This window comes from Sphingobacterium sp. DR205, assembly GCF_011064245.1.
Taxonomy (GTDB): Bacteria; Bacteroidota; Bacteroidia; order Sphingobacteriales; family Sphingobacteriaceae; genus Sphingobacterium; species Sphingobacterium athyrii.
Genome location: NZ_CP049333.1, coordinates 6,417,019 through 6,432,742 on the forward strand (window position 1 = coordinate 6,417,019; position 15,724 = coordinate 6,432,742).

Sequence of the window (15,724 nt, forward strand, 5' to 3'; positions counted from 1 at the left end):
TTAATTTAGGTTTTCATAATACGGGTTCTGCACGAGCAATTTATTATACTTTAATTCATCGGCATGAATCGGCAAGTAGTGTGCATTTTCATTGAGCAATAAGGATCTAATGACGGGGGTCGAAGCACCCGATACACCCAATAACACTTGTTCTATCAAATATTCCTTATATTTATATTGATCTCTTTGTGCTACGCGTAATAAATCAAACCAGCGCTTTCCTTCCCCGACAAACTCGCGAGCCCGCTCCTCCATTAAGACTTTCAGTAGATCCAATTCAGTACTTCCGGCCTCCAATGGCCTGGATATAGCTGCCCGGGAACGAATTGCCGTTATCAATTCCACCGCCTGCGGATAGTAGCTTTCTCCTTTCATGATTAATGCTTCGGCTTTCATCAGGTAAATATCCGCTATCCTGTAGATGATCCAGTTTTGATCACTATAGGGTCTAGGGATTGTTGTATTTCCCTCTGCCCCTAAATATTTCCAAAGCTTGTAGCTAATTGTTTCATAAGACGCCCCTACACCGCGGATATCTTCGGCATTTTCTATAAAAAGAGATACACAGTAGTTGGATATGATCCAATTATAGTTTGACCCGAATATCTCCATCAATTTATTTGTTTGGTTCTTGGAATAATCAAATTGGACTTCAAAAATTCCTTCGTTGGAATTGCCCGGATTAAAAATACTGAACCAGTTGTTTTTGTTATTAACAGTTCCTTGTATAAGTCCATATTTGCCCGATTGCAATATTGCATTACATGAAATAATCGCTTCATCGTATTTGCCCAACCACAGATAGACGTCTGCCAATAAAGCCTGTATAGCCCATTTTGTCGAGCGCCCTTTGGTTTCCCAAACGGTAGGCCAGATCTCCTTGCCATTGGTTGCGGCGACCGTTAGATCTTGAATAATTTGTTCAAAAAGCTGGGCTTTGGACGATTTTGGCAATTCGTAAGCCTGCTGATCATCCATATAGGGTTCTAAGATCAATGGCGCCTCTCCAAAGCTCCTGACGATATAAAAATAACTGAGCGCTCTCAGAAAATAAGCTTCAGATAAAAATGACGCCATCGTGGCCTGGTTAAACGAAGGATCTTTTTCTACCACAGCAGGCGCATATTTTATCACCATATTCGCGTAATTAATGATTTGATAGAATTCACCCCATTTTGCATAACTGTTTGTCGGTAGAAGGGAGAAGTTTTTTAACCGTGAGAGATCGACGTCGACATAGCCGCCTAAGCTCAATGTATTTCCCCGACCTTCACCCCATACTAACATAGTTTTAACAGCGCCTTGCAATTTGACATAAGCCGCACCTAATACGGCTTCGACTTCAGCCTTATTGGTCCAATAAGCATCACTGACCTGTTCGTTCTGTGGTTTAAGATCAAGCCATTTTTGACAAGATGTTGCTGGCAAGAGTAGACACAACAACATTATTTTATATATTATTTTCATACGCTTACTTTTTAAAAATTTACATTTACCCCCAAAGCGAAACGTCTTGGACGGGGCGTGCTTGCATTATCCTGGCTTAACATATAGATATTACTTGATAGGGAAACTTCTGGATCTTGTCCGGAATAATTGGTCCATGTAAATACATCCTGAACTGTGGTAAATATTTCACACCGTGTCAACCCCCACCGCTCTATTACTTTTTTAGGAAGCGCATATTTTAAAGAGATCATTTTTAATCTCACAAAAGACGCGTCTTCTACAAAGCGGTCCGATCCCAGGTAATTATAACCTTCACCGTATAGCGCTCTCGGTATATCGGTAACATCTCCCTCCTGGCGCCATCGTCCAAGTACTGCAGTACTTTGGTTAGCTGTACCATACATATTCTCCGTATTGATCCGTACCTGATTGACTACTTTTTGGCCAAATCTACCGTGCAAAAAAGTACTTAGCGCAAAAGCTTTGTAACGCAGGTTTATCCCGCCCCCCATTGTAAATAAGGGCATTGCATTTCCTAAATAAACAATGTCATATTGATTAATCACACCATTCCCGTCGATATCCTGGTATTTGGCGTCGCCGGCAAATACCCGCCTGTTGCCATTTACCATAAATACGGGCTGTCCCTGTAAATCATGAATGACCTGACCATCTAAATCTTTTGCATAGGTATCTTGTTCGTTCTGATAAACACCGAGATAATGGTAGCCATAAAATGAGCCAACGGGATTTCCTTCAATAATTTTATGGGCGTATTTACCGTTTCCGAAGTTGTAGTTCTCAAATTGCATATTATCCGGTAGTACAATAACTTCATTTCTATTACGTGACACATTCAGATTAACAGAGAGACCAAAATCCTTGGAGCGGATTGCCTCGGCATTGAAAATCAATTCCCAACCTTTATTGGCTAATTTCCCTGAATTGTAATACCTCATTTTACCAAAACCAGTGGATGAAGGTAATGTCACGTCCTTTTGTAGGAGGTCCGTTGTAACCCGATTATATAGCTCACCCGTAAATTGAAGTCTATTTTTAAAGAAAGAGAGATCGACACCAAAATCAGTTTGAGTTATCGTCTCCCATTTAAGATTATCCAATTGAATGGATACTGGTCCCACAGCAGTCATATCAATATAACCTGGAGTGATCGGCTGAAACGTGCCCAAATAAGTGAAAGCGCCCGAAGGGGCATTACCACTTTTCCCCCAACTAAAACGAAGTTTGGCCGTACTAATAATTCCCAGTTTTTTTATAAAATCTTCATCACCCACATGCCAGGCAGCTCCGATCGAAGGAAATCCTTTCCAGCGATGTTGTGCGGATAGACTGGAATTGGCCTCCCAACGGTATGTACCACTGACGATATAGCGATCCTTGTAGGCGTAATGTAAACTGGAAATTGCACCGATATTTCGTGTCTTAGAATTGCCTGATCCCATATTTACGACTGCTCCACCCGCAGTTGGGTCGCTTAATGATGAAGAGGCATTTCCTGATGTCTCACTGGCGTAGCTAAACTTTCGTGCTTCATTTGTCTGCAATAAACCCGTAGCAACAATGCTATGCTCTTTTATCTTTTTATTGAATATAAATTTATTCTCGGTGTTTAGGTATAACTCATCTGACAGCATATCCGATCCCCTATTGAAGAACGGATCGGTCCAGATAACTCCGGTAACAGCCTGCGGCAAATATTTTCGATTTTTCGTTGACCTGGTATCAAATCCAACTGTACCAATATATTGAAGCGCTGGAATAATATTATAGATCCCTCGAAAGACGACCCTTGCCTGCTCGCCGACAGTATTATTGATTGATTCATTCACCATGGCTACCGGATTGAACATTTGGTTATCTCCAAATGAACCCTGAAAGTTTATCCTAGGCGTAAAATATTGATCTGTATATTGGCCATCCTCCCCGATGACGTAAGGACTCATATTTGGCATTTTCGTCATTGCCATACCTCTTGGCGTACTTACATCTTCACCCGTCCAAAAATTCTTCCGATCGCTAATGGAATAGGACATGTCGGCATTGATATTAAATTTATTGGAAAATTTATAATTGAGGCTCAACAGTGAATTATAACGATTCAGCTTGGTCCCTTTGGTTGTTCCGACATCATTTAAGAAGCCGAGTGACAGCCTATAGGTAGCTTTATCTCCTCCGCCACTAATCGAAAGCGAATTATCTTCGAAATGTCCCACCTGGGTTACCTGGTCAAGCCAATTGGTATTTTGATTATACTCATTAAAATAAATCCATGACGGATCATATTTGATTTCGTTAGTATTATAGAGTAAGTTGAGGTAGGGTAGTGCGGCACTATATCCGAGGTCATTCACTGAATTCCAAACGGCGTCTTGCACCATCGCAACATACTGCCCTCCATTTAACATAGGAATGGTTTCTGCTTCGCGCTTAACATCCAATTTGCTGGACAATGCAAATTGGGTTTTACCTTTCCGCCCTTTTTTAGTCGTAAAGAGTAAGACACCATTGGCACCTTTGGATCCCCAAATAGCAGTGGCCGCTGCGTCCTTCAGCACCTCAATTGACTCAATATCGTTAGGAGAAATATTAACCAAACCGCCAAAATCCTCGTCATTTGCAGTAGAGAAGTTGAAATCACTGCCTATGGATGTTGGATAGGGAACTCCATCAACCACAATCAACGGTTCGGAATTACCATTCAATGAAGATGTACCCCTAATACGTATTGAACTTCTTGCTCCAGGATCTGCACTGGATACGATATCAACGTTGGCTAGCCTACCTTGTAACCCGCTTTCAATAGATGCAAAAGGTAAAGCTTCCAATTCCTTCATATCAAAGCGTTCCGTCGCCGAAACCTGATTACGGTAGCTGATCCCCATATTGTTTTTAGTATTGGCTTTCTCTTTCGTAATCACTACTTCGTCCATCACCCGATCATCTTTAACGAGTTTGATGATCACACTGCCTTGTCCCTTAAATGGTATTTTTGTTGTTTTGTAACCGATACAGGCAACGACAATAGTCAGCCCTTCACTGGAGGGGACGGCGATGGTGAATTGGCCTAAATTATCTGTTGAAGCGCCCATCAGACTCCGATTATCCTTGTTTTCGATATAAACGGAAGCCCCTGCCAAAGGCGCGTTTTGCACACTTTGAACACTACCTGTCAAGACTTTTGCCCGTTGCCCAAAAACGGGTAGCACAAAAGCAATGCAGGTAATCATTAAAAATATATTTAGCTTCATGAATTTTAGTTTATGGTAATGAAATCAATGCGAATGAAATCATGCCTATGGCTTTAAAAGTTTATTAATATGATAGACAGCCCCATCATTAAATACTTGTGGCAGATATTCTACGATCGGAATGCTCGTCCCATCCGAATCTTTCAGGCGCAAGTTTGTCCCCTGATCCACTAAGGTAAGCTGCCGATAAACGTTATAACCTGTTCTTCGTGTCGTATTCCAGGTTCCTTGGATGCCAAAACCCGGAAAAGGATAATCGCCAAGAGAATTGTCAGCAATAGAAACAAAATAGGATTTGAGATATTCCGTCAGGGCTGTTTTATCTGTTGGAATGAGACCTGCGGCGATACCTGACAAAACGGTAGCGTTGTCTGGTGCGAACAGTATAAAGCGATTACCAAAAAGAAAGGAAAGCGAACTACCTGCATCAATCATACCTGCTTTCGCCAATAACTTCGAGAATTCTGCGTATTTATTTAGGGGGTTGCTACTGGCTTCAGCGCCGATCAACGTAAACTTGATCGTTCGCGTTTCTCCCAACAAAGTTTGAGCTGCTTCGAAACTCTTTCCATTATACCAATTTCCCGCGATTGGCATCACGGATACTGCCTCATTGCTATTATAGGTAGCTGTCGAATACATGCTTCCATCTTTCGTAAATATATAGTTATATGGATTTCGGGTCCGGTACACTTTGGTACCCGCCAAATTGGTGATATCATCATACACAATATGGTCGGAAACAAACAGTTCCTGTTGACGTTGCGACATGGCTACTTTAACGCCATCGTTATTTTGAATCTGCACCTCTTCATCTCCAAAGATCAAAGGACTACCTTCATTCCAGAAGATATAGCTATCGCCATAAAGTGTATTTAGAATTTCTTCATCGGACGGAATCAGCAGCGTGTAACGTATATCTCTACTCGACAACGTTTTATACATGCCAGAGTTATACAGCATATACATAAAAATTTTATATTTCGGATTGACCATCACCGGTCCCGTTACACTATTAAAAGCTTCGGGAATTAAGACTTTATTTAAACCATAAAATGTTCCATTGGAGGCGATTGCTTTATCTCCCACATCCGATTGTGTATTGAAAACGATGGGAATTCCATCTACTGTTTTGATATCCGGATTCTTCCCGATCTCTGAAGGGAAGACAATATTGCCGGTGTACACATGATTTCGTAGCATCATGGCCAAAGGCAACATGTCTACATCTTTTATCGAAGGGGAATAGGGTTTAAAGTATTGATTAAAAAAAGCGGACAACGCTTGATTGTTGGGCGCAAATACATTAAAAGCTTTATAAGAGAGATCTCCAAGATTAGCATAGTCTGGAATACCTGATTCACCGTTATAAGACCATTCTGAAGCAATTGCAGGCAGTGCTCCATAGTTAACTAAAAATAAGGAATCTCCCGCCGTCGCATAATTTAAACTCGCTTGTTCATCATACGTAAAATTTCGAAAACGATCATAAACGGACAAAAAATCCTTATAGGTTGTGCTATGAGCCAATCGTTCATAAACTGTTGGCAATGGTGCTATGACCTGATCGACCACATAAACATAACCGTTATCCGCAGGAATATCATATTCCGTAATTCCTGCATTAGAGACGTTGAAACCATTTTCTCCGGTCCAACTTTCTGATCCGAAAAAATATTCATAATTCTGCTTCGCATCAATTCCTTTCGTTTGAAAATGTGTTGTCGAAAGAATGGGCACAAACCGGTCCTTATGATATACTTTTTTCAACTTTCCGTCTGTTGCATCAATTTCTTCACTGATAGAATCCTGACTCCTGGTACGATGCTTATAATACAGACCCGCAAAAGCAGGTTGTACATTTTGGCTCCCTTGTGGTTGATAATTCATCAGTCGACTCTTATCATAGGAATAATAAATAAGATGATAACCGATAATCTTTTTCAATTCGTTGATAGGGATCTGTTCTATTGAGGTCAGGTTTCTGTCCTTCAGATAGTTCAAAAACACTGGATCGCTAGGCGCAAAGACGGACACGATTGTCTTGCCATTCAATATTTCTTTAAAACCTGCACGTTCGACTCCACTTAAGAAAATGGAGAATTCTTTCCGGTTGTCCAAAACCTCCCACACGTTGCCTTTCAGCCAATCTGGTCTCTCATAATGCGATACAAGTTCCTTCTTAGAACAGGAATACATACAAGCTAAAAAGACACCAATAACATAGATGAATAGTCTTTTCATAAAAAATTTAAATACGCCAATTTGTTATACTGGCATTGGTTTATAATTGGGGTTTGATTATAGCTAGATAAACTATCTTATTTTTGGGCTAATAGGATCAAATAAGCTTCAATATTTAAATAGCCCTTGAACAAGGGATGCTTACTTGACTGCAAGGCATCAGCACTATTATTTGTGTCAAGCTTTAACTTTACTTCCCATTCGTCGGGTATTCCATCTCCATCCGAATCCATCGGTAGATCGGCAGATTCAAATCTGCCCAACCCGCCATTGTCCAAAGGAAGATCCGACTCGCGATAGGTATAAAATCCTAGTGTGCCTTTGCTCTGTAATTCCTGAATTAAAAAAGCATCAACCTGATCTCTTTGGGGCGAGGTGGCACCGACATGATCAATCAGGTAGGCATACGCTTTTTTAGCGCTCATTTTGGGCTGCAAGGTGGGGTAAGTCTCGTAGAAGTCGGCTGTTTTAAAATTATCTGCAGCTAGCCCTGGGTACCAGGCTGTTGTAGCTTCAATTAATTCTCCGTCCAGCTTACCGTTCTGATTATTGTCAAAATAATTACCCGACTGATAGAGATTAAAGTTGCCGTTTCCTCTAGAAAATGGAGTTCCTTTTGTCTTTGGGGTTGACGGACCACCCACAAAATAATTATTTAAGATGGTTACATTAGACTCTCCGGAGGATTCACCACCAAGAATGTAAGCATCTGCAGATATGGCATGATCGGGATAGGTTGTATTGGCATTGCCAAAGTTATAAACTACATTATTGACAAATTCGTTAATGCCTTTCACTTTCGGATTTCTGGTCTTGTTGCTATGATAAAGTGATTTGATGATAGATATTTTCCCTCCGGTCTGTATCAAGCCGCCGGCAGAGTGATTATGGCGATGTAGCCCCTGCCCAATGATTGAATTCTGGATGGTAATACTATCTGGCTCGTTACCTTTGTTATCCCAGTTTATGGAGAACACCTCATCCAGTCCCCAGGTAAAAGACATATGGTCGAGCATGATATTTTTTCCGTTGGCAATACCGGATGCATCATCACTTTTCCCGGCCCCGGCATTTGCGCCGAGCCTGATCCTAACGAAGCGTGCAATCGTCCCATTTGAGCCAGAAAAAGAAACTTTCCTTCCATATAGGACCACACCATCGCCTGGCGCCGTATGTCCGGCGATGGTGGTGTTTGCGGCAACGGCTAGATTAGATTTTAATTTAATGATACCGGATACATTGAACAATACAAAACGCCCAGGCTTGCTTACCGCATCGCGAAACGAGCCTGGACCGCTGTCATCCAGATTTGTTACAAAATAGACACTTGGTGTTGCTGCTCCCCTAGCCCCGGCAGCAAAACGGCCAAAGCCTTCTGCCCCAGGAAAAGCGAGTAGCCTTCCGCCGTCAGTTGTAGCATTATTTTCAGCCCATTCAATCCATTCCAATCTGGAAACAAGTGCATCTTTGGAACAAGAAAGAAGAATCATAGCCAAAGCGCCAAAAGAAAATAGACACTGTCTTTTCATAATGATGAGATTTTCAAGCCAACCAGTGCTGGCTTTAGGGTTTATAATTGTTATATATTGGTTTACACAATATTACACAATGCAACCGGTTTCATCATCCTGCACTGTACTGTTGTATGTCAAAAAGACACCACGGTATCTTTGTCTTTCCTTTGGTTTGTAGACCAACCTTTTGTAAAAAACAAGGCTACCCAAAGAGTTGGATAGCCATGAGTCTATTTTTTCGCAAGTTTATATATTTCAGTGCCTGCCAAGAGAAGGCAACCAAGCCCATAATCCTCAAAATCCGGTACTTTGTCAACAGTGACCGGTTGTCCATCCTTCGGCTCTTTTCCTGTGGATTGCACGTACCCTAAAAAACCATTTGGTTGTAATGATTCCTTTGATATTGCCTTCCAACCTTTTGCTACTGCTGGCAAAAAGTCCGTTTTCGATAGATGCCCATTATTTATCCCCCAGGACATTCCATACACAAATAATGCCGTACCTGAAGCTTCTTTTCCGCCAAAATGATTTGGGTCATGCAAACTTACATTCCAAAAACCATCAGTTCTTTGCAAGGGGAGCAATGCTTCCGCTAATTTTTGGAAATCATCCAGATATTCCATGTAATGTGCATCTGTCTTAGGTAGTTCCTGAAGCACCAAAGCCAAAGCTGCGAGGACCCAGCCATTTCCGCGTGCCCAATAACAGTCTTCACCATTAGGTTCGGCATAGGGCGGTATAAAATCCTTATCGCGCCACCACAGATTATCTTTCGGATTAAAGAGGCCATGTCCACCTTCCTGATATTTAATATGACTATACATCTTATACATATAGTCAAAATATTTGGTATCGTTTAACGTTACGCCCAGTTTGACAAAGATCGGCATCGCCATTTGGATCGCATCTATCCAAGTCCAGTCATCATATCGCCCAATGTTAATGACAGCATCTATATTTGCTTTGATCGCTGCCAAACGTTCAGGTTTGGGATCAATACGATATAAATCAATATAGGTCATTCCACAGTTTTGATTATCTGCATGTCGCGTATACACTTCACCGCGGACAGGTTTCCAATGATGCTTTTCGGCCCATTCTACCGCATAATCATAATAGCGTTTTTGATTATCGATTTTATAAAATGCCATAAGTCCTTCATAATACACACCGCGAGTCCAGATATTGGCTGGCCTTTCCTTATTTGTAATAATGGTTTTGACCGGATCTGGCCATTTCTTCATAAAATAGTCATTAGCAGAACGCAACTCACGGACGATCGTAGACTTAGCTGGTAAATCCTGGGCGATCGTCACTCCTGTTCCACAGCCCAAAAGCAGTAGTAATAATATTTTCTTCATCATTTATTAAGGCATCTTTTTAAATCCTTCTTTTTTTATAACCCAGGAGCCGTCTTTCGGAAAGCCTGGTAAATCACCTGTGGATGCATCCCAACCTTCCAGCATCATCGCCACGGTCGTCAATACCCCTCCATTGCCCGGCAAATAGATCCGAAGGCGTCCATCCTGATAATTATGCCCATTTTTGAGGTAAGTATTGGTTTGGATATTCATAAATAATGCATCCAGCGCCTTATTAGGAAGATTCAGACGAGCAGCATTCATAGCCGTCATGGGGAAATCCCATCCCCAAGTTTTTTCCCAATGCCATTTCTCCAAAACGACATCCAATGTATTTTTCATCACCTCTTTATTTAGCTTAGGTGATTCGGGCACCATTCCCAATGCCCCTAATACTGCAGGATGATCAGTCAACCAACGCTCGTAGGTATACGAATCGGGAGCGGTTTCGGTGGCTAAGTAGACGTTGTCCTTACTTGGTAAGGGAGCCAATTTTTCAATAACTTCATCCCATTTGGCGACCCTAGGTTCCCCCAGACGTTCCTTCCATTCTTGGGCGACGCGAAGTGCCCAATCCCAATAAGCGACCTCGTAAGTAGGATTCATTGTTTCAGAAGCTTTAAAAACTTCTTGAGCCGGGATGACACCTTTACCAACATTATATCGACCAGTGGTCTTATCGTAATGTGCAAAGTCAGCCATAAAATCAGCTGTTGCGAAAACCAGATCCTTGTATTTCTTTAAGACAGCAGAACTCTTTTTATCCCGATAGGCCAATTCTGTCATATAGATAATATGTGGCTGCTGCCAAACTAAAAATGCAGCAACTGATGAAGGGCTTTCATTGCCTTCGTTGTCAGACATCTTAATCCACCGCACTCCTTGATAGCCTTGCCTTTTCGCTAGTTCTCTGGCTTTTTCAAAAGTCCGGAAATAATAGTCCAGTGTTTTTTCCATAATCTCGGGGCGCCCCCAGAGTGCGAAATGGACAGCATGCCACCAATGCATTTCTGTGTGCGGCTTACCATACCAACTGTTAAAGGTGAGTCCTGTCTCTTGTGGTGGATTACTTCCTCCACATTGTACTTTAGTCAGATATTGGGAAAGCACTACCCGCCTTTCCAATTCATTCGCCCTTGGGTCTGTGCTACCTGCAAAATCAACCGCGGCCCCACTTTCCCAAAAATTCTTCCAAGATGCTGTACTTTCACCAGCAGCATCGGTATATTTATGCCCCCTCTTATCAAAGCTGTTTTTCTCAGCAAATGAAAACGAAAAATCAAATTCTTCGAGCGTGGTAGCTGGCTGGTACACAAAATAATGTGAAGCCGTATTTTTTAAAGTCCCCTGGGAGTAATTCAGTTTTGTAAAGTAACTCGCACCCTGCAACTGATGACTTATCAATGCAACATTTGCCGATTGCGTTACAAGAGCTGTTTTATGTTTATTCACCTGATCATAATTGGTACCTTCATCCAAAAATTTCCCACTTGGATAAGGATAGTGTACAAATACCTTAAGTCTTTGCGCTGCGATCAATGGCGAAACGACATGGACTGCTATCCGATCACTTCCTTGGTGCGATGCTGTTTTCACAACAACTGGCTCACCTTCAACACGAAACTCACTCGTAATAATCCCCGTCCAAAGATCTAACTGCTGCTTGATTTGCTGAATATCATTTACAGTCGCCCGTTGCCCATTTTTCAGATAAAGCTCCAAACCAACATTGCCCAGCTGCAAACGATGCTTATTCTCTCTAAAATAATTTACCGCCCGGACGTTGCGCTCGGGCTCTTTCAACTGAATACTATACTTCGCATCTCGTCCTTCATTGTTAAAATCATAGGACTTCAATGTTTCTTCGAATGTATAATTTTCTGTATTGGGAAATGAGTCCCAGCCCCATTCAGATTGTGTTCCTAATGATACCCCATTTTTATAGTATACAGGGAATGTCTGCATACCCGTAGCATCAACGGTGTAGGCGAAGGTACCATTCCCTACCGTGAGCGAGGCTAATGTATCCATGGTTTGGTTAAATACATTATGTCTTTTGACGACGCTTTGACGATTAATTTTTGTTCCTTGTTGTGCTTTGATCAACATCGGAAAAAATACGCTTGCAAGGCTTATGAAAATAACGCAAAATTTCTTTTTCATCCGTATAAATTAGTTATAAGTATTGATTTCATCTACCGCATCAAAGTGAGGCTTATCAGACCAATGACCGCATCATTTGCCACGGCTATCAGCTCTATCGATTGCAGTGTCTTTTTCACATTTAGGGGTAGATCCAATAAGGTGGCAGCTCCCCCCTCAATGGCACGATTACTATACCCTTTGATATCGGTATACTGGCGCCAGCTTCCTCCTTTATAAAGCTCTCCTGATTTCAAGCTGATTCGATAAGGAATTCGTTCATCCGGGATTTCGAAGGCATAGTTATCATCCAGATAGTCTTGTTCTATCGGCCACCAGTTGATGGGGTTAACCAGATCAAGCGTATCGGAAGTTCCATCTTTGTAATTGACCTTAATCTTAGCGTTTACAAATTGGGATTGCATGGGATTTGTAGAACCAGCGACCAGAAGATACATTTTGTTGGCCTGACCTGTTAAAGGTATTTTGACACTTGTCGGATAATTGTCCCACTGACTGACAAAGACGACATTTTTGGAATCATTTTTTAGCTGAAACGGAATACCTAGGTACGTTAGATCTCCCTGCTTGTCTTTTTTCATGATTCCGCTATCATCGATATTCGCCGTCGTCAATGGATAGCACCAATTTCCTATTCCCTGCCAAGGGAGCTGCAACGTTGGCCCTTCGGGCCTTGGCGAAAGATATTGCTGTTGAAAGATATCCGTTAAACGTGCATTGTAATAGCTTGATAAGTTTTGTTCCTGAAAACTTGGTTTATCATGCAGGGTCCAATCCACATAATCGATCTTTTGACGATAATTTTCCCCATTCAGGTAAAGACTATTCGTTCCCTTAGAAAAGATAGTGCTGGAAAGTTCAAGTTCCTTTGTCTCCTGGGGTTTTAAGTTTAAGGTCGTCTGAAAATTGCTATGCTCAATCTTTAGGTGTTGCGGCTGACCTGAACGGTTTTCCACGACTAGCTCATAATTCGCCTGTTTTTTCACAATTGTTGCTTTTAACGGCGGTAATAAACGCATATCGACCGCTTGCCACCATTGCATAGTTCCCTGCTGAAGCTTCACAAAAAACGTTCCCATCCGCTCTTGCTGGACAAAAGAGAATTTGTCATCCGCTCGCTTTTGGATCATCCCCTGTGGGTCATAACAATCCAATAAAGTTGTATGCGTCCCTAAGGGGAATGACCATGGTTCGGTGAATGCATGCTCCACATTTTTGGTATCTATCTTTTCGAGTTTACCTTCACCTAATATTGCGACGTCGAAATTCCGATCAGCTTCAGATTCAATGACAACATAGGGCTTATTAATAGCGGAAGATTTTAGCGACCATTTGACCTCCTTTCCATTGACTTTAACAGCACGCACTTGTGTAAAATCTATGGGGACCTCCAAGGTAAGTTTTACAGGCATCGCATAACGCGTTTTTATCTGAAATGTAAGGGCTGCCTTCTCTTTTTTATAGGCGTAACTCCATTCAGGCAGTTCGATCTGTGCAAAATCCCATGTCGCTGGAAAACCTGGTTTTATAAACAACTGTTTATCCAATAGACGTGGATGCACGCCAAATAATCCTTCAACTAAGGTGCGGGATGCAACACCAATAGGATCAGCAAAATCACGGTACAATTCACCCCGAAATGCATCATAATGCGAGAGCTGCTGAAAATTGGCTGGACTGATCCCATGGTACATACTTTCCATGAGGTTGCTTTTCCAGAGTTGGTAGGCATCCTCCGCCCGACCAGCTTGCCAGTAGGCTAGTGCCGTTTGCAGATTCTCAGCCAAAGCAACATTATTGATTGACCAAGTATAGGGCTGCCATGTCGTCGTGGGCAATGTATACAGGTCTTGTTGTTCCTGTCCTTTGACACGAATAGGAATCTTTGGCAAATAATTGGTTACATATTGAAGGTTTTGGTAGCTTTCAAAATCATCCAGCATAGCGGCGTCCGCGGCATGGTAAATGGTCCATAATCCTGGGTTTTCGTGTACTAGTTTATTTCCCAACGCATCTTGAAACTCCGCAAAATATCCCTTTTCTTTCAACCAAAGTCGGTCTTTTAGCGCCTTTTTAATCTTATCGGCTTCTTGTTGATAGGGTGTAGCATCTGCCCCTATTAGCTGTGCTAGTTTGACCATCATTTGATTGGCCCGGTACATATAAGCGCTAGTATGCGTAACGGCCCCACCGGAATATTGCAATCCATCACTGGCCCAGATCGCGCAATAGGCATCGTATAAGCCATCATTGTCCCGATCAAAATTGCGTTTTTCCCAATGGAGATGCCGGGTCAGTGTGGGCCACATTTGTTTGAGATAGGCAATATCTCCTGTATAATTAAAATGCGACAATAGTTGGTCGATAAAGACCAAATTCATGTCGTAATGATGCGGTACTTTGTTATTATTGGGATTTCTAGAAATATAGCCACTGGAAAACATCGATGTTCCCATCTTTTCCAGATGCCGTGCCAAATGCAGAACCGTATCCATCACAACTGGACCCGTACTAGGTTCAATCACCTGCGATTTGGCGTAACTCGAAAAATGCTCTTTCGCTCGGTCATGCCAGCCCAATGCATCTGCGGTATAAGCTCCTCGCCAGGCATTCAAGCGCATGCGCCAGGCCACAGCACCATGCAAAAAAGTAGGCGATTCCCAAATACCGTCGGCAGCTACCGCGAGCGCCGCCCCTAAATTATTGATGTATCGATCCGGCGTGTTTATTTTAACACAACTGACCAAGGAAACCTTTTTTTGCTCTGCTTGTTCAAAGGCCTTTACCAAGGAATTTTCAGAAAATTTTGCAGCCGCAAGCTTACCCTTGGTGATTTGAATATAACATGGCTTTTTAGTCAGATTATATTCCCCCACGAGGATAGGGCTGCCAGTGCTTTTTACCTTGGTTAGATTCGAGAGATCATCCAAAACAGTAGCATCTGACATCCGCAGTGTTGATAGTCCAGAAAAGCTACCCTGAATAAACTGCGGTTCATTTTTCTTATTTTGATAACTTAGTTCAAAACGATTTTTCTCCAGTGTATAGCGATTATTTTCGCAATAGGCAGGAAGAAGGTAAAATCCAGATTCTGGGTCTGCTCCTATGTCTCCATTTCTGCTAAAGGTTTTTCCGCTGGCACCACCATAAACAGCATAGAGCTGTACTTCGGGTCCAATGTCTATGCCCTGTAGTTTTACGATCATTCCTTCAGCATCAGCCTGCGCCATGACAACGATATCGATATAGCCCTTCCCCAGTAGAGCATCTTTGATACGATAATACATGGCTCCGGGCCGATATCTTGTCTCAATATGATCGGCATTGATTAATTTTTTACGTATTTGTTTATTCCCGAGGACAAATTGCAGATTTCCTGCCATCCCTGGCATATAGAGTGCAAATTCAGGTAAATCGCCAGCTTCAACACGGGATGCCAAGTTATTACCATAAAGCGCACGATTAAATCGATATCGTCCATTGACCAGCAGGAAATCTCCTTGATCTTCCGTATAATGCAATACACGGTCATTATGTTGCCAATGTTTAGATTGGGCAGCTGTCTCCTGTAATACAATACCTGCTAAAAAACAGAAAAGAATCAAGCTCCTTCGTGTCATATCAATAATTATTTCATGAGCTCGCTATGCTCAGTTTGTTGTTCATGAGTTTATTGTCCCATTAAAGCGTTTATTGCGGTCCTCTGCAGTTTTAATGACGCTCA

The 15,724-nt window shown here is 42.1% G+C and carries 7 protein-coding genes; all 7 read right to left on the minus strand.

Annotation, left to right across the window (positions count from 1 at the left end):
• Positions 1 to 1,467 carry a RagB/SusD family nutrient uptake outer membrane protein gene (locus G6053_RS27350; RefSeq protein ID WP_108634955.1) on the minus strand — a complete coding sequence of 489 codons (1,467 nt, stop codon included), beginning with the start codon at positions 1,465 to 1,467 and terminating at the stop codon, positions 1 to 3.
• 11 nt (positions 1,468 to 1,478) lie between these two features.
• A complete protein-coding gene (locus tag G6053_RS27355; RefSeq protein ID WP_165309181.1) occupies positions 1,479 to 4,718 on the minus strand; it encodes a SusC/RagA family TonB-linked outer membrane protein in 3,240 nt (1,079 codons plus the stop codon).
• Between the two features lie 45 nt (positions 4,719 to 4,763).
• Positions 4,764 to 6,962, minus strand: a complete 2,199-nt coding sequence (locus tag G6053_RS27360) for a fasciclin domain-containing protein (protein ID WP_165309182.1) — start codon at positions 6,960 to 6,962, stop codon at positions 4,764 to 4,766.
• A gap of 77 nt (positions 6,963 to 7,039) precedes the next feature.
• A complete protein-coding gene (locus G6053_RS27365; protein WP_241254856.1) occupies positions 7,040 to 8,491 on the minus strand; it encodes a hypothetical protein in 1,452 nt (483 codons plus the stop codon).
• A gap of 215 nt (positions 8,492 to 8,706) precedes the next feature.
• The gene (locus G6053_RS27370) at positions 8,707 to 9,840 is read right to left on the minus strand and encodes a glycoside hydrolase family 88 protein (protein WP_165309183.1); all 1,134 of its coding nucleotides are present in this window, start codon (positions 9,838 to 9,840) and stop codon (positions 8,707 to 8,709) included.
• A 3-nt stretch (positions 9,841 to 9,843) separates the two neighbouring features.
• The gene (locus G6053_RS27375) at positions 9,844 to 12,000 is read right to left on the minus strand and encodes a hypothetical protein (RefSeq protein WP_241254857.1); all 2,157 of its coding nucleotides are present in this window, start codon (positions 11,998 to 12,000) and stop codon (positions 9,844 to 9,846) included.
• 32 nt (positions 12,001 to 12,032) lie between these two features.
• Positions 12,033 to 15,620, minus strand: coding sequence for a DUF4450 domain-containing protein (locus G6053_RS27380; protein ID WP_165309184.1), 3,588 nt, complete (start codon positions 15,618 to 15,620; stop codon positions 12,033 to 12,035).
• Between the last annotated feature and the right edge of the window lie 104 nt (positions 15,621 to 15,724).

What these genes read in the sequence shown, in the direction of transcription:
- G6053_RS27365 (WP_241254856.1), bottom strand. Translation starts at nt 8,491, where the DNA reads ATGAAAAGACAGTGTCTATTTTCTTTTGGCGCTTTGGCTATGATTCTT.
- G6053_RS27350 (WP_108634955.1), bottom strand. Translation starts at nt 1,467, where the DNA reads ATGAAAATAATATATAAAATAATGTTGTTGTGTCTACTCTTGCCAGCA.
- G6053_RS27380 (WP_165309184.1), bottom strand. Translation starts at nt 15,620, where the DNA reads ATGACACGAAGGAGCTTGATTCTTTTCTGTTTTTTAGCAGGTATTGTA.
- G6053_RS27370 (WP_165309183.1), bottom strand. Translation starts at nt 9,840, where the DNA reads ATGATGAAGAAAATATTATTACTACTGCTTTTGGGCTGTGGAACAGGA.
- G6053_RS27360 (WP_165309182.1), bottom strand. Translation starts at nt 6,962, where the DNA reads ATGAAAAGACTATTCATCTATGTTATTGGTGTCTTTTTAGCTTGTATG.
- G6053_RS27355 (WP_165309181.1), bottom strand. Translation starts at nt 4,718, where the DNA reads ATGAAGCTAAATATATTTTTAATGATTACCTGCATTGCTTTTGTGCTA.
- G6053_RS27375 (WP_241254857.1), bottom strand. Translation starts at nt 12,000, where the DNA reads ATGAAAAAGAAATTTTGCGTTATTTTCATAAGCCTTGCAAGCGTATTT.